The sequence below is a fragment of the Terrisporobacter petrolearius genome, assembly GCF_020748185.1.
Classification (GTDB): Bacteria; Bacillota; Clostridia; order Peptostreptococcales; family Peptostreptococcaceae; genus Terrisporobacter; species Terrisporobacter petrolearius.
The window spans coordinates 1-22,297 of the sequence record NZ_JAHZMO010000029.1; the positions used below are offsets into that span (position 1 = coordinate 1).

Here is a 22,297-nt window from a genome sequence, read left to right on the forward strand (position 1 = left end):
ATAATAATTGTGAAAAGAATGCTAGTATTAGTATTTCTTAGAAATAAAAAAATATTACTGGAATTTTGAATTTCCAGTAATATAAATTACAAAACAAAATTATTACACAAATCTATAGACATTCTCTTATCCTAAGTTTAATTTAATATTAGTTGGTTGTGTTAATAAGCTTTTTTATTTCGTATACAGCTGATTCTATAAGTGTCTCAGCTTGTGTTTTAGTAACCCTATTGTTTGTTAACTCTAATATTTTAGAAACTGCTAATTCTTTTTTTGCACTTCCTAATAAATCTGGGTTTGTTTGTTCAACATACATAACTACTTGTTTTGATAAATTATAATAAGTTGTTAATTTTTCATTATTTATTTTTTTCTTCAAATAATTAATTAAAACTCCTCCACCTATAGTTATCACTGCAGTTAGTATGCTTAACAAAACATTAAATAAGTCAGCATTCATAATATGCCTTCTTTCTATTTTGAATTAATACAAAATTTTTATAAATAACATTGTATTAATCTAAGATATGATATAAGCTAACAAAAGTTTACACTGATTCTGTACTTTTAATAAAAAGCATCTTACCCGTGAATATCCTTTAACTTTTCTCTATCTACTACACTTTCCTTATTTCCATAAGCAGCTTTGCTAAATATTTTTTCTGCTTCTATTAGATCAAGACCTTTTATAGTCATATTTATAGGATTAGCTTCTCCAAGGCCATCCTTGTAAAGTCCATATAAATAAGCCACTCCCTGTGGTAAAAATCCAAGTAGTCTAGCTCCAACACTATCTGCTGCAACAGGATCTGTACTTGCTATTATAAGCCCAGGTGTATCCACTGCTTGACCAAATATTGGCCCTGTGCCTATCATTGCCTTGTCTAAACTTATTATTGCTAAGTCTATGGGAACTTTATTTGCAAAACTTCTTATAAATCCATGTAAGTCTTCATGTATTCCTGTTTGTTTTTTGGGAAAACCATGAACACTTGCAGGAGGATAGCCCATGGCAACATTTTTAATACTAGCTGTAACAGTTGCTTCTTCGTGATATTTTAGCTGAGTAAATGATATTATTACATCTACTTCATCTATTATTTTGTTTATTGGTGTGGTCTTGATTATGTCATGATCTAATTTCACCTCAATAAATGGTCCATAATTCATATCTATAAATTCAACATCTTCCTCTTCTATTACTTTTTCATATCCAACACTTGTCATAACCTCAGTCGTTTCTGCTCCACCAGATCCTGTTGCTATGTATATTGCTGATGGTTCTTTTGTTTTTACGTATTGTATAAGTCTTTGTAAAGTTTTAGGCCCCACTACAACCCCATCTTTTGCCCCTTTGTCTTTTACCCAGTTTGGTGTGATTATTACATTGTCTCCTTTTTGAATAATTTTATCTATAGGTAGTAAATCCAAGGCTTTTTCTAAGGATTTTCCTTCTGTTAGTGCCTTTGTTATGGCAACTATAGGTTCTTTTATTTTACGATTTTCTCTCATGCTATCACCTCTTTATATAAGTGTTTGCATTTATAGTCATTTAATGTAGATATTTATAACATTATTTTTTTTTATGAATACTATATGATAGGAAATTATTTTTTTCCAAAACTTATAAGTTAGGTGATTATTATGTTATCAAAGGATACAAATTTAAACAAAGAAATTTCTATTGAATATCCCTTATTTCAATCTCAAAAAGGACATTATTTTATAGGTCAAACTCCAATATTAACAGGGCCAGATTCTCAGGCTATAGCAACTTTGGTCAATCCAAAATGTTCAGATGTAAATATTTATCTAAATGCTATAACCGTAACAAATATTTCTAATGAAAACCTTTCTGCAGAAATTTATCTTAGATCTACGCCTCCAAAAGGCGAGCCTAGTCCTTATGTTAGTTACACAAATGTTACTATTATTCCACCTCCTAAGCCGAATGGAGAAATAAAATTTAATAATATAGTTACTAATCCACCAGCTAATGGTGTACCAATATTCTCTAGAATAGCTCCTGCGTTTTCAACAACAGTAATAGATGGGGGTCAAATAATTATACCTGCAAATTCATGTATTCTTGTTTATCTTGGTGGATTTTTACCAATAGAGTTTGATAGTGCTATTGTTGCTTTTGGTTGGTGGGAAGAAAAAATAAGTAAATCTTGCTGTGAACCTCATTGTTGTTGTAAGTAGCATTTTTATGTAAACCACCTGCATAGCAGGTGGTTTTTTATACAATAAAAGCCACTCTTGCTAATTTCTTGATGTATGAGGTACAAGTTTTAATTATAATGCATTTCCATTATATATTCTGCATATCCTGAATCTTCATTTTTTTGTTCTTTTACTATCTTAAATCCTCTATTCATATAAAAATCTACTGATTTTTTATTATCCTTATATACTGCTAAATTTAGTTTTTTATATTTATTCATTACATAATCTATTAATTTTTTGCCTATTCCATTGCCTTGGCAGTCTATATCAACAAATAATGCTCCTATAAATTCATCATTTATTATGCTTATAAAGCCTTTTATGTTTTCTTCATCTTCATACACAAATGTGTCTGACATTGGTATATAAACATTTTTTACAGTATCATAGTTCTTATTCCAGTATTTTTCGTCTATAAAACCATGAGCTTTAATAGTACTTTTTAACCAGATATCCATTATTTTATCTATATCTTTATTTTCTATATCTCTTATCATATAAATTCCTCCTTATTTTCTTAATATATTCAATTTTACCACTTACTATAAAATAGCAGTAAGTACATATATAGTTCTGTTTTGTTTTTGTACTAAAAAAGTGCCTTGAGTAATTTTTTAACTACTTTAAGACACTTTTTATTTTATTTATTATTGTCCCTAACAATCCTTCTGATACTATGTTCTGTAAGATAATAATCTTGGGATATTTCTTTTACTGTTTTCCCGTTATTATATTCTTTAATTATTTTTCTATTCCTAATATTTAGTTCTTGTCTAAATCCACTTTCTTCTCCCCAAGATTTTTTATTATTTTCTTTTCTTGGTATATATAAATATTTACCATCAATATATTCTTGTAGTATCTCTATAATATCTGATGGCAATATATCATTTGCATTTTCGTATTTCATAATATTTGCTCCTATCTACTTTTAATTGTATCTAGTTGAGCAAAATCTATTATGGCTATTTTAGCCGTATCTATTTAAGTACGGCTCCAAACAAATTTTTTTATAGACTTTGCTCAGAGCCTTTTACATTTTTAAATTGTACAATGTTTTTCATTACATTTTCACCTCCAAATATATTTATTTTTAATAATGTTTAGTTTATATAAATATATTATATACTATTTTCTCTAATCTTTATATGTACCTTTCCATGCTACTATTTTTTCATAAAACGGAAAGGAAAAAGATGATGAACTATGAAATCCAAACAGATAAAATGAAACAACAAATGCTAAACAAAGGTTATTCCATAAACAAGCTGTCAAAAGAAAGTTATATGGTCCTCAGAGGACTTTTGTTAGGAAGTTTAGTTAATTTTTAGAAGTATTTATAAATAATTTTGTAGTTTATTTTAAAATAGAACTCCTACTAAAAATATTGTAAATTTAAATATTCTTAGTGGAGTGTGTAGATAATTGTGTGTATCCTTTAACATCATTTGTACTTTTAATATCATATTCTTCAATTAGTTTTCTTAAAATTTCAGATAAATGGATTTTAAGGGCTTTTTTATTAGACTATACCTATCTCAATTTGTTGGTCTAATGCTTCTATACCAAATAATTCACTGTATATACTTCTTAAACTTTTTGCAACTTGTTCTTCAATGAATTCGTTCTTAGTCATAATCATAATTATATATTTTACTCCAAATACCGAGCTCCTAACATTTGTGTGATATAACTTATTTTTTTCATAGAATTTAATTCTTTTTTCCCTATATTCTAAGTCATCTCTATCAACTGCATAATTTGGATCTTCTATCTCACCTATTATACCTTTATATGACTTTGTAACTTCGTATAGCTCACTTAAGAATTTACTTCCATACCCTGAACCTCTAAATTCAGACTCTACCACATAATAGTCTAACATTACATATTCACTATCTTCTGATTTGCATAAGAATGCATACGCTACGAGTTTATCATCTTCATAAAGTCCATATCCCATATATTTATCTTCTTCTAACAATCTTTTTATTAATTCATAAGGTTTTATTTCTTCCTTATGAAACTCATTTACTAATCTTTCTTCATACACTTTCAATAATTCTGTATAACTAAATTTTTTCATCTTTAATCCACCTCTTAATCTAATATATTTGTATCTATTCTAAGGCCTGGTATAATACTAAGCTCAAGCATTTTTATAACAATTAATAATTTTCTATCTGAAATCCCATATCTAAATTTAAAAATAGTAAATTTAAAATGAATGAAATGTTAGATAAGAATAACTAGTCATTAAATTTGTATTTAGGAATTAGTTAATATAACAAATATAAGGCCCTTGAAATTTAAATAAATGGATTTTAAGGGCTTTTTACTAAATACCTTTAAACAAGTTTTTAGGGAATACTTATTTTAGCTATGTAAGAAAGTGAGTGATTATTTTGAAAGAAATCCACAAGAAGTTAGCGATTAAATATTAAAAAATATAAATAAAAAATATGAATAAGAGGTTATCCTAATAAAAAAGTGATTTTTTCAAAAAAACAACGAATAACTTATTGATAAGATGTAAAGATGCTCGTTTGAGAAAATCAGTTAACTTTCTGTTGAGAGTTTATATTCAGTTCACAAATAAGAGTTAAAATATACACAATAAAATATCCATTATGACTGCTGATAAGGTAACAATCAGTCTACATAGTTGGTGTAGGTAGTTATATTATTCATATAAATGGAATCATGAATTTCTAATGGAACACCTATTTATTCCAACTTTGAGATGATGTTTTTTCTCCAGTTAAAATGGATCGGAAGAAAACCCTAACTTTTTATACAAGAGGAGTGATGAAAAATGATAAAAATAGGAATGAGAGTCATTAAAACGGCAATTGGAGCGTCAATCGCGATTTTTTTAGCGCAAGCATTGGGATTAGACTATCCCTATTCGGCAGCCATTATTGCACTATTAAGTATTCAAGATACACGACGTAAATCCTTTGATGTGGTGAAGCAGCGATTAAAAGCGACTGTATTATCATTGGTGATTGGGAGTGTCATGTTTTTAGTATTTGGATTTAATGTGGTGGCATTTGGATTATCTTTACTATGCTTTATACCGCTCACTGTTAAATTTAATGCAAGCGAAGGAATTTCAACGAGCGCCGTATTAGTGACACATCTATTAGGAGAAGGTTTTATCAGCGGGGCTTTACTTTTAAATGAAGTTGCGTTAATGGTAGTAGGGACAGGGGTTGCACTTATGGTGAATGCTTATATGCCAAACATGTTGCGACAAATTGCTGATGATCAAGAGCAAATTGAAGAACAATTTCAAAGGATTGTCGGTTATCTAACAGATAAAATTCGTCGACAGGTAAGTAATGAGGTTAATGAACAAAAATTATTTTCATCAGTTAAAGATTTATTAGAAGGAGCAAAAATGAGAGCAAATAAAAACCAGGAAAACTATGTCTTAATTGAATTAAGTTATTACGCTCAATACATGGAGATGAGGTTTTTGCAGTTTGATGTCCTGGTTAGATTATCCCAAATTCTCGATAAAGTAAAACTTAATTCAAAACAAGAAACGATTCTTGCTAACCTAACAGAGAAATTTACTCACAATGTCCACGATGCGAATAACACTGTTGACTCGATTGCAGAGAGCGAGAAAATTACAGATGAATTTCAAAATCAACCGCTACCGCAAACACGAGAGGAATTTGTGAATCAAACACTCATCTTTCAATATTTAAATGAATTCCATCACCTTTTAGATATTAATAAAAGCTTTTTTGATAACTTAAGACCAGAAGAAAAAGTTTTAACGCAAGCACTCGTTATAAAAGAAAGTGTATCTTTTAATAAAAAGATAGCAATTATCAAGAATGCTAAAAAATTCAAAAAAAATCTAAAATATTGCTATCAAAAACAATTACCTATTACTGATCCTAAAGTACAAGAGCTCATTAGTATTTGGAACAAATTGACCATTCAAATTCAAATTCATGACATGCTTGAAGAAATTGAAGCCATGTCAAAAGAGTTAAACTTAGAGCGATGCAACGATGAAACAGATTTACAGGAATATTTCAAAAATATAATTAAAGAGAGCAATAAGATGTGATATTAGTATAAGTGCATCTGCACAATTAATCCAACTAATTATAATATATGTAGATTAGAAAGGGTGTATCTAAAATAGCAAGATATACAGAAGAATTTAAAAATACAATTATATAAATCAGGAAAATCATCAGCAGTATTAAACAGCGAGTATGGCATACCAAAATCAACAATATCTACATGGATAAAAGATAACTCTCCAATATCTTCAATCTCAGAGGATGAGATGACATTGAGAGAATTGAGATCTCTTAAAAGTTAATTATCTCCAATCAAAGAAGATAATGAAATATTAAAATTTCATATCGCCGACGTAGTCACTCAAAAAAGGCTATGCATACTTTCAAAGAAGTAGAATCTATCGTTAACCTTATTGATTAATTAAAAGAAAAACATAAAGTTGCATTATTGTGTAAATGAGTGTGTAGATAATTATGTGTATTCTTTACAAAATTTAAAGTGTAATAACTAGTTTTAATCAGGAGCTATGAATAGAAAATCATAGCTCCTTTTTAGTGTTTTTTACTATTTTCTATTTTACCTACTATAGACCTTACAGTTAGATATGTTATCATTTATTACATTTTTAGCAATACTGATAAATATGATGTAAATAAATATTTTCACTCATATGAAATACTTATTTACATCACATTTATTTAAAATAAAAAAACTTGTGTGAATTAGAAAATAAAAATAATATTTATCAATAAAAATATAGGAAATTTAACACTTCTGATTTATAATTAAATATAAAAATGTTTTAAATAAACTTTAAAATCAAATGTACAAATATTATGAATATAAAATTTTTAAGGAGGCTTTTATATATGAAGCAAAGACCAAAATCAATAGACGGTACACTTAGAAAATCATTTTTACGTGTTCCTGAAGTCATTAGAGAATGCAGCGGTATAAATATTTTCGGAAAACGAATTAAATCCCTTGTTTTTTCAACTGACTTAGCCATTATAAGAAATGTAAATGCAGACGCAGTAATCGCTGTATATCCATTTACACCTCAACCAATAATTACACAATCCATTATTATGGCTTCTGATATTCCAGTTTTCGCAGGAGTTGGTGGAGGTCTTACAAAGGGTATTCGTTCAGTTGTTCTAGGCACTAATGCAGAACTGCAAGGTGCTATTGGAGTAGTTGTTAATGCTCCAACAACAAACCATGTGGTTAGAGCTTTATCTGACTCACTAGACATACCCGTTGTTGTTACTATTGTAAACGATGATACAGATATCCAAGCAAGGATAGATGCTGGTGCTACTATTTTCAACGTTTCAGCTTCTGTCGATACACCTAGAATAGTTGCAAAAATTAGACAGGATTATCCTGATTTTCCTATAATTGCTACAGGTGGACCTACTGAGGAGAGTATAAGAAGAACAATAGCTGCTGGTGCAAACGCAATCACTTGGACGCCACCTTCTGTGGCTCAATTATTTAAAGATGTGATGAGCTCTTATAGAGAGAATTTGGATGCACATTAGTGTTTTACTTTCATATATAAAGTTGTTCAAATAGAAAAGGGATACTATATTTATCATATATAGTATCCCTTTTATTTTTTAATTTGTATTTTCGATTGTCTCCCCCCGTGTGTCTAAATTATTTTTTTCTTCAGTATAATTTGTTTAACTAAAATGCACATTCAATACGATTGATATTTCTATATTCTACAGCCATTGGCACAAATCTAATTCTGCTACCTTCGCAAGCTATTCTAAATCCTTGAATGCTTCTTCTGTCAGCTCTGTCTACTATCATAAAAAAGTTAGAAGGGCTAAAACCTCTTCTCATTTCTATTCTAACTATTGCCATTCTCCTACAGTTATTTATAGTGAATTGGCCACCACCTGGTGATATGAAAGGCTGAGGATTTGGTCCTCCACCAGGAAATGCAAAAGGCGAAGCAGATGCCCCACCACCAGATAATAAAGACGGTGGATCGTCATCTGTTTCTGGATTGTTTTCACCACCCTCATTGTCATATGGTTCATAAGTTTCATATTCCTCAAAAGGCATAGACGGCTCAAACAAGTTAGCAACTTCTGTGTATTCACTTTTAATATCCGTATTTGGATATGCTTCTTGTACCTCTCTAAGATATAAAGCCATAAAGTTATAATAATTATCCCAATATTCTTTCCAGTAATTTCTGTCCATTGTTGATTCTCCTTTTTGTCATATAAATATTGTTCTATATATCATATGTAAATATGGGCTATTGGTTCTTATTTGTATTGGATAAATAATTAGTATTAAAAAAGGAACTACTAAATTCTAAAGTTCAGCAGTTCCAAATATCATGTTTTAACTCTAATATAATTTTCAAATATAAAGTAATCCGTTGATATCTATGTTTTCTCCATCTAAATCACTTTTTATGTTAATATGTTATAATTTTCTAAATAAGTAATTTCATCTTTTAACGTTCTAATTGGTATATTTAAACTATTCTCTCCAAGAAGCTTTTTTAATTCTTCCATAAATACTCCCGATTCATGTTCTAAAACTATACTTTCTATTTTTTTATCTAATGTTTTACACCATCCTAGTTCTCCTCCATAATTACCTTTACAGGTAAAATTATATCCACAGCTAGGACTACCATCTACAGCAACTATTCCTAGTATTTCAAATTTTTCTTTGTTTGTATAATATTCTATTATTTGTTCTATTACAGGCTGTAATATATTCTTACAATGACTTCTAAAAAATGTATTGTCAAACTGATCTTTAACATGGCCCCAACGTTTCGATCCATACATGGTAAATTCCGGGCATGGTAATTGCAATAATTCTATATCATTTTCAAAAACTTTGTATAATAATATCTTTCTAAGATCATTTTCTTTATCAATAGATTCAATACTATATCTTTCAACTTTTGAAGCTCTATTTAAAATACAATGAGCCACTACTAAAATTTTTTTCATAATCTAATTTATATCCCCTTCAATTATTATTTCTATTATATAAAGCACCATATTTTATTTTTACCATAGCTTGTTATAAGTTCTAAATTATTACTACATAATAAATAAGATGAATGTAACATCTATAACAACTTCTCTTAAACTATTTATATTTTATAATTATGTTTTGTTAATAGATAGATTTTTTATGAACCTGTAGATTTATAATTTTTAACACCATAACACCATATTATTAAACTTGTTATAAATAAAAGAATCGTATATAGGGGTGTAATAGCATAGTAAAATTCATTTTTCTTTCCTATTAAAAATAACAAAGGATAATATTGGACACATGCTAATGGTACTAAGAAAGTAAATAACTTTAACATGTTTTTACCATATATGCCCATTGGGTACTTTCCAAACTCACGTCCTCCATCTGTAAAAATACTGATAAATTCCAGTCCTTCAATTGTAAAAAAACATAAAGAAGCATGTATAATATAAAGTGCTGCAAAAACAAATATACCACCCCATATCATTCCCATATAAATAAGAATATTATAGAAATTCCATATTACATCACTTTTTTTTATTGCATAAACCATAATCAAAATAGCTTGAACCAATTTACCCATGGCTGAAAAATCTATATTAGATGTTAACACCAAAAAAATTGGTCTGCATGGCCTTATCATAAATCTATCAAACTGGCCATTAGATATGGTTGTTGAAAAGTTTTTAAAACCGTAAGCAAAACAATCTACAATTGAGTAAGACATTAATACGGAAGAATAACATAATAATACCTCATTAAAATTAAATCCTTCTATAGTGTGAAACCTTAAAAATAAATAGTAAAGACCTAAAAATGATGTAAATGATATTATAAATTGACCAAACAGAGTTAAAAAGAATGAAACTTTGTATTCCATTGAACTTTTTAAATGCATCTTTAAAAATTTAAAATAATGTTTCATAACTAACCTCCTTGCACAACTGCACCTTTTATTGCTTTTTTAGTTAATGCTTTTCCTAAAATTATTAGAACTACAAGCCAAAAAATCTGCAAAAGTATTCCATTCAACGCATTTATTCCAGATATATTACCATTAAATATCCTAAAAGGCATATTCTGCATACATGCAAAAGGAAGTAATTCTACAACCTGCCTAATACTTTTTGGTAAAAAGGGTAATGGTATAATTCCTCCTGATAAGAATTCCATAGCTGATAATGCTACTACTCTCACTCCAATTGGTGATAATGTAAAGAAAGCAATTATATAAATTAACATAGAAAAAGATATAACTACTAGAAATCCTAATATTATTGATATAATAAATTCCACCCACATAATAATATTATTGGGCAACACTAACCCATATGGTTCTGGTAATAGTAAAGAAATAATAATAATTGGAATACAACGTAAAAAAGTCTTAGTAATCCTACTAGAAAAGCTTTTTACATACCACATATTATATAAATTTATAGGCCTACACAATTCATAAGCAATTGTTCCACTTGTAATTGTCTCTAATATATCATTATCTAAAAACCAAGTCATAAATAAATTCATAAAAGCTTGTTGTAACCAAAAGTAAGAAGCTAGTTGAGACATTCCCATAGGGAACCCTTCTGGATTTACTTCATAAAAAGCTTTATATAATAAAATTTGCATAAATCCCCAAGCAAACTGTGTGATAATACCGGATATGGCTGCCCCACGATATTGTATACTACAGTTAAATCTAATTCTTATGAATGATAAATATAATTTCAATTTTTTCATACTCTATACTCCTCATACATAGATACTATAATCTCATCAGCTGTTGGAGTAAAAATAGAAATATTCGTAATCTCAATTAACGAGCTTAATTCACAAATTATTTTTGATATTGTTGTAATTGATAAATCAATAATAAGCTCCATCTTTCCTCTGTATATATTTGATATTCTCACGCCTTTTAATCCTTTTACGATTTCACTATATGTAATTTTATCACTGTGAATGTAACTTATTTCTAATTTTTTTTCTACAGAAAATTTATCTTTCCACTCTTCCATGGAACCATCTAAGAGAAGTTTTCCTTTTCCTATAAATAAAACTCTATTTGTTAAACTTTCTATATCTTGCATATCATGAGTTGTTAATATAACTGTAGTTTTCTTTTCTTTGTTTATATCTGATATAAAAGAACGTACTGCTATTTTAGATACTGCATCTAAACCAATTGTAGGCTCATCTAAAAATAAAATTTTGGGCTCATGTAATAGTGATGCTGCAAGCTCACATCTCATTCTTTGTCCTAAAGATAATTGCCTTGCTGGTATTTTTAATAAATCCCCTATTTTTAATAATTCACATATTTCATTTTTTGTTTTTATATACTTATTTGATTCAATCTCATATATATCTTTTAACAATAAAAAAGATTCTTCTACAGGTACATCCCACCATAGCTGTGAACGTTGCCCAAATACAACTCCTATCTCATGTACATATTCTTTTCTGTCTCTCCAAGGTACTTTTCCATTAATAACACACTCACCACTATCTGGTGTTAATATTCCACTCATAATTTTAATAGTGCTGCTCTTACCAGCACCATTAGGCCCTATATATCCTACAATCTCCCCTTCTGATATATTAAATGATATATCATCTAGAGCATTAATTATTTCATATTCCTTATTAAATAAAGATTTTATAGCAGATTTTAATCCTGCATCCCTTTTAGATATTTTATAATTTTTACAAATATGTGACATTGATATCATAAAAATCACCTCCTTTAATTGATAATTTTTATATTAATAACTATAAAATTAGGAGCGCCATTTTTAATAGACACTCCTAATCTTTAATCACAATTTTAGTTATTTTTAGCTTCTTCTAGTGCCTTTGTACCTTTCTTTTGTGCATCTTTCAGAGCTTGATCTATGTCTTTTTTGCCATTGAATACTAGGTCTAATTGTTTTCCTAACTCATCTAATGCATTAATTCCACCTATATTTCTAGTTCCTTGGAATCCTTTATCCATACAATCAAAGGAAAGTTGTTTTATTGGTTTTTCAGTTAATATTTTTGAGAATTCAGGATCTTTTTGAGCACTTTTTCTTACTGGAATATATCCTGTTTGTGCCGCAAAGTATGCTGTATTTTCTGTTGAAGTTAAATATTTAATATATTCCCATGCTGCTTGTTGTTCTTGCTCAGTAGCTGTATTAAATACTGCCACATTTGTACCATAGTATAATTGATCGTCAGTTTTATTTCCTGGTAATGCTGCTGCATTTATAGTTATTCCTTCAGCAGTTCCCTCTTCTATATAAGGAAGAGCAGAAGTTGATGCAACGCACATTGCTGCTCTTCCATCTTGTAATGGAACATTTGCATTTTGATCATCTCCAGCTAAACGTGCAGTTTTATCTTGTACCATGCTGTTTAAAAACTCTACTGCTTCTTTCATTTCAGGTGTATCGAAATGTAATTTATTTGTTTTTTCATCCATAGTTAATCCACCAGCTTGTTTAACCCATGGAGCTATATCTGTAGAAAGGTTGTTTGCGAATACACATCCATAAACTTCTGGTTGACCATCGCCATTTTCGTCTTTAGTTAATTTTTTAGCTGCATCAGCCCATTCTTCCCATGTTGTTGGAACATCAATACCTGCTTCTTTTAACATTTCTTCATTATAGTACAGTACCATTTGACTTTTGTTAAAAGGCATTGCATATTGTTTTTCATTCCAAATACCATCTGCTAAGAACATTTCAGGTATATCTTTGTAGTCTTCATCTGTAAACCCAGTTTTGCTATCTTTCATAAATGGTGTTAAATCTGTTACAAGGTCTTTTGATATATACCAAGATAAACGATTTGAGTATACTTGCGTAATTGTTGGAAGTTGTTTTGATTTTGCAGAAGCCATTAATTTATCAAATAATGTTAAGTAATCACCTTGATTAACTACATCAACTTTAATATTTGGATTTTTAGATTCAAAATCTGTTGTTATTTTTTTTATTGCTTCCTCATTTACTCCACTCATAGCATGCCAAAAAGTTATTTTTACTGGTTCTGTAACCTTAGTAGCTATAGTAGATTTGTTTTCTCCCTTATCTTTCTTTTCGTCTTTAGTTGTTGAACAACCTACTAGCATTGATGCCATCATTACTCCACAAAGTAACAATGATAAAATTTTTTTTCTCATTTTTTTCTCCCCTTAAGTTGTATATATTTTATCCTTTAAGCCCTGATTTACTAACTCCATTTAAAATATATTTTTGAGTATAAATATACAATATAATTATTGGAGTTACCATCAGAACTGAGAATGCCATTAAAGTATTATAGTGTACACCTGCTTCTGTTGAAAAAGCTGCTAATCCAACAGGTAAGGTTCTCATATCCTCTGTGTTTGTAACTATTAGCGGCCACATGTAAGAATTCCAACAGCTAATAAATTTTAATATAGCTACAGAAAAAATAGTTGTTTTAGATATGGGAACAAGTACTCTCCATAAAAACTTGAACCCATTGCAACCATCTACTTTTGCCGTTTTATAATAAGATTTTGGTACATTATCAAATTGTTGTTTTAGTAAAAATATTGAAAATACACTTGTACACCATGGAATTATTAATGATTTATATGTATTGATCCATCCTAAAGAACTTAAAGTCACGTAGTTTGGAATCATCAATATTTCACTAGGTACCATCATAGTAGCAATAAGCAATATAAATAAAACTTGCTTTAATTTAAATGGAATATATGAAAATGCATAAGCTGCTAAAATAGTTGTTATCAATTCACCTATAGTCACACAAGTAGCTACAAAAACACTATTAAATAAATATTTTGTATAAGGTACCGCGTCTAAAGCATCCTTAAAATTTTGCCATTGTATTTCCTTTGGAAATAATTTAGGTGGCATTACCATAACTTCATTTCCTTGTTTTAAAGATGTTAATATCATCCATATAAATGGAAACATTACAGATATAGCACCTATTATTAAAATTATATATGATAAAATAATTCCTACTTTTTCTTTTGTTTTTTTCATTTTACTCTTCCTTCCTTCTAGTTATAACAAACTGAAGTATAGTAAATATTAATATAATCAAAAACAGAATAAATGCTGCTGCTGACGCAATTGAAAATTCCCAGTGACTATAGAATTTATCAAATATGTAATATACTATAGTCAAACCACTTTCTAATGGTCCACTTTTCTTTCCATACAATACATATATTTCATCAAACAGTTTGAATGATTCAATTAATGATATTGTTGTTAAAAATAGTATGGTTGGTTTTAAGATAGGAATAGTAATATGACATATCCTTTGAAACCTTGACGCTCCATCTATTCTTCCTGCCATATTATAGCGACTATCTATATTTTGTAATGATGCTAAAAATATAATAATTTTATATCCTAGACCTTTCCAAATACTTAGTACAACTAGTATAGGAATAGTCATATTAGGGTCCATCAGCCAAGAAACCTTAGCCATACCTAGCACATCTAAAAAAGCATTTACAATACCAAAGTCTTTATTCAACATCCATCTAAATACTACGGCTACAGCTGTAGTAGATGTAACAAAAGGTAGGAAAAAAACGTTAGTAAACAGTTTTTTAAATTTAATATTTGAATTTAAAATAAGAGCAAAAATTAGAGCTATTATAATTCCTAAAGGTGTAGCTATAAATGCATATACACAAGTATTAATTATTGCCTTATGAAAACTAATATCCTCAGATACATGTACAAAATTATCTATGCCCACTTCATAAACACTATTTGTTAAGTAATCGAAATCTGTATAAAATCCTATCAAAAAAGATTTTATTATGGGATAAAATTGAAACATTACAATAATAATTAAGGCAGGCAATAAATAAAAAAATGCTCTTAAATTGTCATTTTTTAATCTTTTCATCTTCTATTCTCCTAAATTAAAAATATGCATATATTTCACATTGAATTTTACTATATCACCTTCATTAAAATCGTGATCCCAATTTATACTTACTCTAAAAAATACATCTTCACATTTAACTTCTAAATAAACGTCTTTTCCTAAAGTTTGCAGGGCATAAATTTCCCCTTCTAAAATACCATCTTCGTGTAATATGAAGTCTTCTGGCCTAATTCCTATTTTCACTTTACCTTTTTGACTTGCTACTTTATGTATATTGTTGGACGCTAATTCTTTCTTCTTTCCTGAGATTAGCATGTATATTTTTTCATCCTCTTCTAATCCATCAAATAAATTCATAGTTGGATTACCTAAAAAAGTTGCAACAAATTGATTTTTAGGCTTCATATACATTTCTTTAGGATTACAATACTGTTGAACATTTCCTTTGTCCATAAGTAAAATTTTATCAGATATGCTAAGAGCTTCTTCTTGATCATGAGTGACGAATACAGTTGTTATTCCTAGTTTTTTTTGTAACTTTCGTATATCTTCTCTAAGCTCAATTCTCAGCCTAGCATCTAGGTTAGACAAGGGCTCATCTAAAAGCAAAATCTTCGGATTTTTTACTATTGCTCTTGCAATAGCAACTCTTTGCTGTTGCCCTCCTGATAATTTACTTGGTTTTTTATTTAGCAATTCTTCAATTTGCATTAGTTTTGCAACTCTAGTAATTTCTTTTTTTCTATCCATTTTATTTAATTTTTTGATTTTTAAAGGAAACTCTATATTTTGAAATACAGTTAAATGAGGGTAAAGTGCATAATCTTGAAATACCATCCCTATATCTCTGTACTCAGCTTCTATTTTTGTCATATCTTTATCATCAAAGTATATTTTCCCATCTGTGGGATTTTCCAGTCCTGCAATCATGGATAATGTGGTACTTTTTCCACACCCACTAGGTCCAAGTAAACATACTAATTCCCCATCTTTAATATCAATATTTAAATTATTTACGGCTATTAAGTTTTTAAATTTTTTGCTTAAATTTTCTAATCTTATTCTCATTTTTATTCCTTTTTTAAAATAATATTTAGACTGTCTTGTTCACATCTTCAGCATACAAATTTTCAGCAATCTTCATAATACATTTTTTGACAAAATAGTTCAAATTGTTTTTTTCTATATTGCACCTGCATTTATTCGAAATCTCAATAAACAAAATAGTATTACCTACAAAAGTAGCAATTATCTCATATACTTGGTTTTATAAATAAGTAAATTACATTATCTATTGAATCATTTGATTTATTCTATATAATAGTGTAAAATTTTCATGGCAAAAATTTATTATTTGGAGAGAAATATGAGTCAAAATATTCAATCACAAGAATTAAAATTAAAATACTCAATTATTGAGTTTATAAAAAAAGAATGTGTTCTAACTATAGCCTTTACCCTTGCTATAATTAGTTCTTTTGTTTCCGCACCTAAAATGTCATATATTGACTTTAAAGTACTTATACTATTGTTTAATCTTATGATAGTTGTTGCTGCTTTTAAAGAATTAAAAGTACTAGATAGTATAGCTGTAAATTTATTAAAAAAGTGTAATACTTACACTTCCATATCATTAGCATTGGTATTTATAACTTTTGTATCTTCCATGATTGTTACCAATGATGTTGCACTTATTACATTTGTTCCTCTTAGTATAGTTATTGGAAGAAAAGCTAATATTAACGTGTTAAAAGTAGTTGTACTACAAACATTAGCCGCCAATCTTGGCAGTAGTTTTACTCCTATGGGTAATCCTCAAAACTTATTTATTTATTCTTTTTATAATTTAAATCCTATGGACTTTTTTAAGATAACTCTACCTGTAGTTGTTTTATCCATATTACTTTTAGTATTCCTTGTTTTTAAAGATAAGAGAATAGATTTAAGTTTAGATTTAGAAGATGTTAAAATTAACAACAAAAGAGATGTTTACTTATTTAGTGCATTATTTTTAATAATCTTATTATCAGTTTTTCATGTTATTGATTATAAAGTTACTTTTTTAATAACTATAATTACAGTTTTGATTTTAAATAAAAACTTATTTTCCCAAGTTGATTATTCATTATTAGTTACCTTTGTTGGATTTTTCATATTTGTAGGTAATATGTCAACTATGGATGTTGTTAAAAACTTTATGGATGGTATTTTAGGTAGTCCTCAGTCTACATTTTTATCTTCTGTTATATCTAGTCAATTTATTAGTAATGTTCCTGCTACTATGCTTTTATCTGGGTTTACAGATCAGTTTAAAGAATTGCTTTTGGGAGTAAATATTGGTGGTATGGGCACTTTGATAGCTTCTCTTGCTAGTGTTATTTCTTATAAAATTTATACTAGTGAGTTTGGAAATGATAATTATATGAAGTCTTTTACTTTTTATAATGTTTTAGGTTTGGCTGTTTTTGTGCCCCTTGTTTATGGTTTAATATGCAAGTTTTAATATAAAAATTGCCGTAGTATGATGCTACGGCAATTTCTATATTTTATTCTTATTAATTCATAACCAAAAGTTGATGTTATCTGATCCTGTTTTTAAATCACAGTATGAGTGTGTTGGCCTCATATAACCTTAATTCTTCTAACACTCTGTGTAGTAATTGTAATTATACTGTATACTAGGGTTCTCTATACCTTCATCATCAAATTTTTTTATAATCTGTTCTTTATTGTGATTGCTTTCCATTATATTTATCGTCTTATAAATACCGTCAATAGTATTAGTAATTTGTTCTTTAGGAATTCCTATGGCTAATTCTCCATCCTTCCAATTTGTCTTATGACGAGTTCCTATACATAAAAGAGATACATTAATATCTTGCTTTACATAGGGTCTTGCTGTGCATTCTAAACAAACTCCTTGATTTCCTATCATATTGATGTTTTTAGGCATTCCATAATAATATGCATAACCTTGAACCAATCTCATTATATTGTATGGACTAGAAATACATATTATAACATCTGGAATAGTTTCATACTCTTCTATTGGTTTAACTGTAACACCAATAATATCGTCTTGTACATAACTAAGTTCTTCCCTAACAGAATAGCTTATTTGACTATTACAATATAACCCTAACCTCGACCAATTTTCTCCATTTGAATTTTTTAAATCTGTTTTATCTATACCTAAAACTCTAGATCCGCTTTTGCACAAAAACTTATTTTTTTCTAATTTAATAGAATATCCTTTGGATGCACTTGCAACTGCTAAGCAGTAATTCATTTTTTTTGCTGGAAGCAATGACTCTTCATTATTAAATTCATCTTCATTTTTAAATAATTTAATTCCAACTACTTTTCTATCTAAATCTAATGATGAATATATTCTTTTTACAGTTTCATGCCAATTATTCTCCATGGCTATTATTCCCTCACTTGATTGTCATCTGTATAGAATTCAAATACCCCTGGAAACGCATCATTTATTTCTTTTTGAACATCCTTGTCTCTAAAACATTTTGCAAAATCAACTGACCAATCTGCATTACTATTTTCTTTTTTAACTATTACTCCCATTGGGTAATCGATCATTTTATTATCTCTAGCTAAATATTTTGCAGGGTCTTTTTTTGCATTAGACATATGTGTGAAAAATACACAAGCAGCATCCATATCTTTTAAAGAAGTTACAGTTTGAGCCTGATCCATATCTATTACTGATATATTTTTCGGATTTTCTACTATATCTGCTACAGTTGCATTTTTAACAGATTCATCTATTTTAATTAAACCTACATCCTCTAGTATTCTAAGGGCTATATCCATATTCATAGCATCATTCATTATTGCTATTTTAGCATTTTTAGGAATTTCATCTACTGATGAGTATTTTTCTGAATATAAACCTATACCTGTATAATAACCATATGGCTTAACCATATCTAAATCACCATTGTTGCTTTCATTATAACTTGATACAAACTTCTTATGTTGTCCAAGGGATATATCAACTTCCCCATTATTACAAGCTTCTAAAACAACTGGATTAGATTCAAAACTGACAAATTCAGTTGTATATCCCATATTTTCATATTTTTCTTTTATAGCTTGATATGTAACTTCAGATATAGAAGTTCCTCCTACAACTATATGTTTTTTATCTTTTTCAACTTCAGTACTTGATTTACTACATCCTGTAGCAAAAGCTACTGTCATTATTATTGCAGACATTATACCTAATATTTTTTTTAACATTTCTCTCTCCTTATTTTATACTATTTTTTTATATATTAATTTCCCTAAAGCTTGAATTAAGAGAACAAATATAATCAAAATACATACAACAAAATACATGATAGCATAGTCAAATCGCTGATATCCGTATGTTAATGCAACGGCACCTAAACCACCTGCCCCAACAGCTCCTGCAATTGCTGACATATTCAACATATTTATTAACATTATTGTAAAATTAGAAACCATTACTGGTAATGCTTCTACTAGCATCACCTTAATAATAATTTGAGTTTTTGATGCTCCAAAAGATTTAGTTGCTTTTATCAATTGTTTATCAACAGTCTGTAATGCTGATTCTGTCATTCTAGTAGCAAAAGGTATACACCCTATTGTTATTGCAAATATGGCAGCGTTTGCACCTATTGTAGTTCCTATCACTATTCTAGTTATGGGAGCAATAGCTAAAATTAAAATCATTGTAGGAAATGAACGTATAATATCAGTTACCTTATCTAATACGGTATGTATTAGTTTGTTAGGGTGTAACCCATCAGCGTCAGTTATAATTAAAACAATTCCCAATATCATTCCTATAATTATAGAAAATAACGCTGAAAAAACTATGATTTTAATTGTAACTCCTATTGCAGGCATAATCACTGTTGGTAAGTATTGTTTTAGACTCGTATTAGTAAACATGGCTTTCTTCTCCTTCTATACTGTAAGATATTTTTTGAGATTTTAAAAACTTCTCAACTAAAACTTTTTCTTTTTTATCTAATTTTAAGGATAAAAATTCACTATCAAAATCTATATCTTCTTCCCCTAGTAATTTTTTTAATGTATATGACTTATTTGTAAATAATTCTTCTACATAACCTTGCTCTGCAATTTTTCCATCAGCTAAAATTGCCACTCTATCGCATATATACTTTACAACTTTCATTTCATGAGTAACTATTATAATAGTTATCCCTAAATTTTTATTGATATTTTTTAATAATTCTAAAATTGATAAGGTTGTCCTTGGATCTAAGGCTGATGTGCATTCATCACATAGTAAATATTTAGGTTCCAAAGCCAGTGCCCTTGCTATGGCAACTCTTTGTTTTTGACCACCACTTAGCTTATCTGGGCGGACATATAATTTATCACTTAGACCTACTAATGATGCTAATGATTTAACTTTTTTATCTATTTCTTCTTTTGAATATCCCCAACATTCCATAGGCAATGCTATGTTTTTATATACATTTTTTCTTTTCAACAAAGAAAAATTTTGAAAAATCATCCCCATATTTTTTCTTAACTTTCTTAAATCTTCCTCGCATAAATTCTCTACTTTTACATCTCCTACAGTAATTGAACCTGTTTGATACTCTTCTAATCCATTTATACAATCAAGTAGTGTAGACTTTCCAACTCCACTTGAACCAATAAATCCATATACTTCTCCTTCATTAACTGTCAGATTAATATCCTCTAAAACCTTGTGTTCTCCATATGATTTATTTAATTTTTTTATTTCAATCATATTTTCTACCTTTCATATTATATATTATTTAGAAATAAAATACTTTTTAAGCAACATTGGTAATTATATTACAAATTATGAAATAATTCACTATTTTTCGCCATTTTACCCTATGGTTTATATCTATATATAGCACGTTAATATTAATTTTTTCTATAATTCTCTTTTAATTTACAATTTTTATTTACTTCTACTTGTAAATTATTTGCCCTCAGTGAGTAGAACCATCCTTAAGTTAATAAATAAATAAACTACTAAGCTATAAACTTAGTAGTTCTTTATCTTTTTTACTAGGTTTTGAATGGTGCATATAATTCACAACAATCATGCCACCATATATTGATCAAATAGCTTGACGATTAGTTTGCTACCTAATAAATTTTCTTAATCTGTGTATTTTCAAATATATTATCTACATCTTCTGAATTGAAACTTCCTGTAGAAAAAGTCATTGCATTAGCTGCTGAAATAGATATAGCATATTTTAGACTATCTATATTTGAGTATCCCCTTTCCATTGCAACTGCAAATGCAGCCACCATAGAATCTCCACATCCAACTGTATTAACAACTTCAATTTTAGGAGGCTTTCCATGATAAACCCCATCTTTACAAACTAATAATGCCCCATCACTTCCAAGTGATACGACAACTAATTCTATTCCACTTTCACGAAGCTTAATAGCATTTTTAATTACTTCCTCTTCATTATTTATGCTAACACTAAGTAGATTTTCCATTTCTTCACTATTAGGTTTTATCATTGTAGGTAAAGCTTTTATACCCTCTTTTAATAAATCCCCCGATGCATCTAAAATAACTTTTTTATTTTTAGCCTTTATCATATTTATTAAAGTTGTATAAATATTAGTTGGGACACCTTGAGGTGCACTACCAGAAATTGTGATAACATTACTATCTTCTATTATTTTATCAAAATCATCTAAAAATGCGTTTATTTCTTCATCGCTAATAGACTCTCCTTTTTCTAAAAACTCTGTTGATACATTATTCTCATCTAATATATTTATGCAACTTCTTGTTTCACTTTTAACATGAGTAAATTTATTTTTTATATTATCCTTTTCCAGTAATTCTTCTGCTAATGCACCGCAATGTCCACCTACAAATCCAGTAGCCAAAACTTCTTCCCCACAAAGAGAAGCTACTCTAGATACATTTAGTCCTTTTCCACCAGCAGTATTATTGCATTCTAATACTCTAATAACTTTTCCAGACTCTACGCATCCTTTTATTTTATATGCCTTATCAATAGATACATTTAACGTTACAGTTGTAATCATGTGTTTTCTCCTT

23 protein-coding genes are annotated in these 22,297 nt (G+C 28.6%); 4 read left to right on the top strand and 19 right to left on the bottom strand.

The genetic code is table 11. The features are described 5' to 3' along the window. Nucleotides 1–148: 148 nt before the first annotated feature. Nucleotides 149–460 (bottom strand): phage holin, LLH family, encoded by a 312-nt coding sequence (locus K0040_RS14255; RefSeq protein WP_228109440.1) that lies wholly within the window; start codon nt 458–460, stop codon nt 149–151. 122 nt (nt 461–582) lie between these two features. Then, the gene (locus tag K0040_RS14260) at nt 583–1,512 is read right to left on the bottom strand and encodes a DUF362 domain-containing protein (RefSeq protein ID WP_228109441.1); all 930 of its coding nucleotides are present in this window, start codon (nt 1,510–1,512) and stop codon (nt 583–585) included. Nucleotides 1,513–1,644: 132 nt separating this feature from the next. Here K0040_RS14260 and K0040_RS14265 point away from each other — a divergent pair, with 132 nt between their 5' ends. Continuing rightward, nucleotides 1,645–2,205: a DUF6143 family protein gene (locus K0040_RS14265; protein ID WP_228109442.1), complete on the top strand. Its 561-nt coding sequence runs from the start codon at nt 1,645–1,647 to the stop codon at nt 2,203–2,205. A gap of 89 nt (nt 2,206–2,294) precedes the next feature. On the opposite strand, the gene K0040_RS14270 is transcribed toward K0040_RS14265, so the two are convergent. The 3 genes from K0040_RS14270 to K0040_RS14280 all read right to left on the bottom strand — a co-directional run bounded on the left by K0040_RS14270 (nt 2,295) and on the right by K0040_RS14280 (nt 4,315). Continuing rightward, nucleotides 2,295–2,726: an N-acetyltransferase gene (locus K0040_RS14270; RefSeq protein WP_228109443.1), complete on the bottom strand. Its 432-nt coding sequence runs from the start codon at nt 2,724–2,726 to the stop codon at nt 2,295–2,297. A gap of 143 nt (nt 2,727–2,869) precedes the next feature. Further along, nucleotides 2,870–3,139: a CD3324 family protein gene (locus K0040_RS14275; protein ID WP_228109444.1), complete on the bottom strand. Its 270-nt coding sequence runs from the start codon at nt 3,137–3,139 to the stop codon at nt 2,870–2,872. Between the two features lie 612 nt (nt 3,140–3,751). Then, complete coding sequence (locus K0040_RS14280; RefSeq protein ID WP_228109445.1) at nt 3,752–4,315, bottom strand: GNAT family N-acetyltransferase; 564 nt, start codon at nt 4,313–4,315, stop codon at nt 3,752–3,754. Between the two features lie 729 nt (nt 4,316–5,044). Here K0040_RS14280 and K0040_RS14285 point away from each other — a divergent pair. Both K0040_RS14285 and K0040_RS14290 read left to right on the top strand, forming a co-directional pair. Then, nucleotides 5,045–6,319 (top strand): aromatic acid exporter family protein, encoded by a 1,275-nt coding sequence (locus tag K0040_RS14285; protein ID WP_228109446.1) that lies wholly within the window; start codon nt 5,045–5,047, stop codon nt 6,317–6,319. A gap of 829 nt (nt 6,320–7,148) precedes the next feature. After that, nucleotides 7,149–7,823 (top strand): beta/alpha barrel domain-containing protein, encoded by a 675-nt coding sequence (locus K0040_RS14290; RefSeq protein ID WP_228109447.1) that lies wholly within the window; start codon nt 7,149–7,151, stop codon nt 7,821–7,823. A 148-nt stretch (nt 7,824–7,971) separates the two neighbouring features. On the opposite strand, the gene K0040_RS14295 is transcribed toward K0040_RS14290, so the two are convergent. From K0040_RS14295 to K0040_RS14335, 9 genes are all read right to left on the bottom strand, one after another. Further along, nucleotides 7,972–8,499: a hypothetical protein gene (locus K0040_RS14295; protein ID WP_228109448.1), complete on the bottom strand. Its 528-nt coding sequence runs from the start codon at nt 8,497–8,499 to the stop codon at nt 7,972–7,974. A gap of 218 nt (nt 8,500–8,717) precedes the next feature. Further along, a complete protein-coding gene (locus K0040_RS14300) occupies nt 8,718–9,272 on the bottom strand; it encodes a CD3072 family TudS-related putative desulfidase (protein ID WP_228109449.1) in 555 nt (184 codons plus the stop codon). Between the two features lie 185 nt (nt 9,273–9,457). After that, nucleotides 9,458–10,234 carry an ABC transporter permease gene (locus K0040_RS14305; RefSeq protein ID WP_228109450.1) on the bottom strand — a complete coding sequence of 259 codons (777 nt, stop codon included), beginning with the start codon at nt 10,232–10,234 and terminating at the stop codon, nt 9,458–9,460. A 2-nt stretch (nt 10,235–10,236) separates the two neighbouring features. Next, entirely contained in the window at nt 10,237–11,049 is an 813-nt protein-coding gene (locus K0040_RS14310; protein WP_331476331.1) for an ABC transporter permease, read from the bottom strand. Further along, nucleotides 11,046–12,041, bottom strand: a complete 996-nt coding sequence (locus tag K0040_RS14315; protein ID WP_228109451.1) for an ABC transporter ATP-binding protein — start codon at nt 12,039–12,041, stop codon at nt 11,046–11,048. Before K0040_RS14315 ends, K0040_RS14310 begins: the two co-directional genes overlap by 4 nt. Before the next feature lie 95 nt (nt 12,042–12,136). Beyond that, nucleotides 12,137–13,480, bottom strand: coding sequence for an ABC transporter substrate-binding protein (locus tag K0040_RS14320; protein ID WP_228109452.1), 1,344 nt, complete (start codon nt 13,478–13,480; stop codon nt 12,137–12,139). A 28-nt stretch (nt 13,481–13,508) separates the two neighbouring features. Then, nucleotides 13,509–14,339, bottom strand: coding sequence for a carbohydrate ABC transporter permease (locus K0040_RS14325; RefSeq protein ID WP_228109453.1), 831 nt, complete (start codon nt 14,337–14,339; stop codon nt 13,509–13,511). Nucleotide 14,340: 1 nt separating this feature from the next. Further along, a complete protein-coding gene (locus K0040_RS14330; protein WP_228109454.1) occupies nt 14,341–15,222 on the bottom strand; it encodes a carbohydrate ABC transporter permease in 882 nt (293 codons plus the stop codon). Between the two features lie 3 nt (nt 15,223–15,225). Beyond that, nucleotides 15,226–16,272, bottom strand: coding sequence for an ABC transporter ATP-binding protein (locus K0040_RS14335; protein ID WP_228109455.1), 1,047 nt, complete (start codon nt 16,270–16,272; stop codon nt 15,226–15,228). 298 nt (nt 16,273–16,570) lie between these two features. Between K0040_RS14335 and K0040_RS14340 the strand changes: the two genes are divergently transcribed. Continuing rightward, nucleotides 16,571–17,707, top strand: a complete 1,137-nt coding sequence (locus K0040_RS14340) for an SLC13 family permease (protein WP_228109456.1) — start codon at nt 16,571–16,573, stop codon at nt 17,705–17,707. A 138-nt stretch (nt 17,708–17,845) separates the two neighbouring features. Here K0040_RS14340 and K0040_RS14345 read toward each other — a convergent pair whose 3' ends face one another. From K0040_RS14345 to pfkB, 5 genes are all read right to left on the bottom strand, one after another. Continuing rightward, the gene (locus tag K0040_RS14345) at nt 17,846–18,628 is read right to left on the bottom strand and encodes a DUF169 domain-containing protein (RefSeq protein WP_228109457.1); all 783 of its coding nucleotides are present in this window, start codon (nt 18,626–18,628) and stop codon (nt 17,846–17,848) included. A 5-nt stretch (nt 18,629–18,633) separates the two neighbouring features. Beyond that, nucleotides 18,634–19,464: a MetQ/NlpA family ABC transporter substrate-binding protein gene (locus K0040_RS14350; RefSeq protein WP_228109458.1), complete on the bottom strand. Its 831-nt coding sequence runs from the start codon at nt 19,462–19,464 to the stop codon at nt 18,634–18,636. Between the two features lie 15 nt (nt 19,465–19,479). Next, on the bottom strand, nt 19,480–20,145 hold the full coding sequence (locus K0040_RS14355; RefSeq protein WP_206925271.1) for a methionine ABC transporter permease: 666 nt from the start codon (nt 20,143–20,145) through the stop codon (nt 19,480–19,482). Then, entirely contained in the window at nt 20,135–20,980 is an 846-nt protein-coding gene (locus tag K0040_RS14360) for a methionine ABC transporter ATP-binding protein (RefSeq protein ID WP_228109459.1), read from the bottom strand. Before K0040_RS14360 ends, K0040_RS14355 begins: the two co-directional genes overlap by 11 nt. A gap of 371 nt (nt 20,981–21,351) precedes the next feature. Further along, nucleotides 21,352–22,284 (bottom strand): 1-phosphofructokinase, encoded by a 933-nt coding sequence (pfkB, locus tag K0040_RS14365; RefSeq protein WP_228109460.1) that lies wholly within the window; start codon nt 22,282–22,284, stop codon nt 21,352–21,354. Nucleotides 22,285–22,297 lie beyond the last annotated feature (13 nt).

Bases quoted from the DNA above. Each gene is read 5' to 3' on its own strand.
- K0040_RS14355 (WP_206925271.1), bottom strand. From the start codon at position 20,145: ATGTTTACTAATACGAGTCTAAAACAATACTTACCAACAGTGATTATG.
- K0040_RS14295 (WP_228109448.1), bottom strand. From the start codon at position 8,499: ATGGACAGAAATTACTGGAAAGAATATTGGGATAATTATTATAACTTT.
- K0040_RS14280 (WP_228109445.1), bottom strand. From the start codon at position 4,315: ATGAAAAAATTTAGTTATACAGAATTATTGAAAGTGTATGAAGAAAGA.
- K0040_RS14290 (WP_228109447.1), top strand. From the start codon at position 7,149: ATGAAGCAAAGACCAAAATCAATAGACGGTACACTTAGAAAATCATTT.
- K0040_RS14335 (WP_228109455.1), bottom strand. From the start codon at position 16,272: ATGAGAATAAGATTAGAAAATTTAAGCAAAAAATTTAAAAACTTAATA.
- K0040_RS14320 (WP_228109452.1), bottom strand. From the start codon at position 13,480: ATGAGAAAAAAAATTTTATCATTGTTACTTTGTGGAGTAATGATGGCA.
- K0040_RS14255 (WP_228109440.1), bottom strand. From the start codon at position 460: ATGAATGCTGACTTATTTAATGTTTTGTTAAGCATACTAACTGCAGTG.
- K0040_RS14350 (WP_228109458.1), bottom strand. From the start codon at position 19,464: ATGTTAAAAAAAATATTAGGTATAATGTCTGCAATAATAATGACAGTA.
- K0040_RS14260 (WP_228109441.1), bottom strand. From the start codon at position 1,512: ATGAGAGAAAATCGTAAAATAAAAGAACCTATAGTTGCCATAACAAAG.
- K0040_RS14310 (WP_331476331.1), bottom strand. From the start codon at position 11,049: ATGAAAAAATTGAAATTATATTTATCATTCATAAGAATTAGATTTAAC.
- K0040_RS14285 (WP_228109446.1), top strand. From the start codon at position 5,045: ATGATAAAAATAGGAATGAGAGTCATTAAAACGGCAATTGGAGCGTCA.
- K0040_RS14275 (WP_228109444.1), bottom strand. From the start codon at position 3,139: ATGAAATACGAAAATGCAAATGATATATTGCCATCAGATATTATAGAG.
- K0040_RS14330 (WP_228109454.1), bottom strand. From the start codon at position 15,222: ATGAAAAGATTAAAAAATGACAATTTAAGAGCATTTTTTTATTTATTG.
- K0040_RS14340 (WP_228109456.1), top strand. From the start codon at position 16,571: ATGAGTCAAAATATTCAATCACAAGAATTAAAATTAAAATACTCAATT.
- K0040_RS14360 (WP_228109459.1), bottom strand. From the start codon at position 20,980: ATGATTGAAATAAAAAAATTAAATAAATCATATGGAGAACACAAGGTT.
- K0040_RS14305 (WP_228109450.1), bottom strand. From the start codon at position 10,234: ATGAAACATTATTTTAAATTTTTAAAGATGCATTTAAAAAGTTCAATG.
- K0040_RS14315 (WP_228109451.1), bottom strand. From the start codon at position 12,041: ATGATATCAATGTCACATATTTGTAAAAATTATAAAATATCTAAAAGG.
- pfkB (WP_228109460.1), bottom strand. From the start codon at position 22,284: ATGATTACAACTGTAACGTTAAATGTATCTATTGATAAGGCATATAAA.
- K0040_RS14270 (WP_228109443.1), bottom strand. From the start codon at position 2,726: ATGATAAGAGATATAGAAAATAAAGATATAGATAAAATAATGGATATC.
- K0040_RS14265 (WP_228109442.1), top strand. From the start codon at position 1,645: ATGTTATCAAAGGATACAAATTTAAACAAAGAAATTTCTATTGAATAT.
- K0040_RS14325 (WP_228109453.1), bottom strand. From the start codon at position 14,339: ATGAAAAAAACAAAAGAAAAAGTAGGAATTATTTTATCATATATAATT.
- K0040_RS14345 (WP_228109457.1), bottom strand. From the start codon at position 18,628: ATGGAGAATAATTGGCATGAAACTGTAAAAAGAATATATTCATCATTA.
- K0040_RS14300 (WP_228109449.1), bottom strand. From the start codon at position 9,272: ATGAAAAAAATTTTAGTAGTGGCTCATTGTATTTTAAATAGAGCTTCA.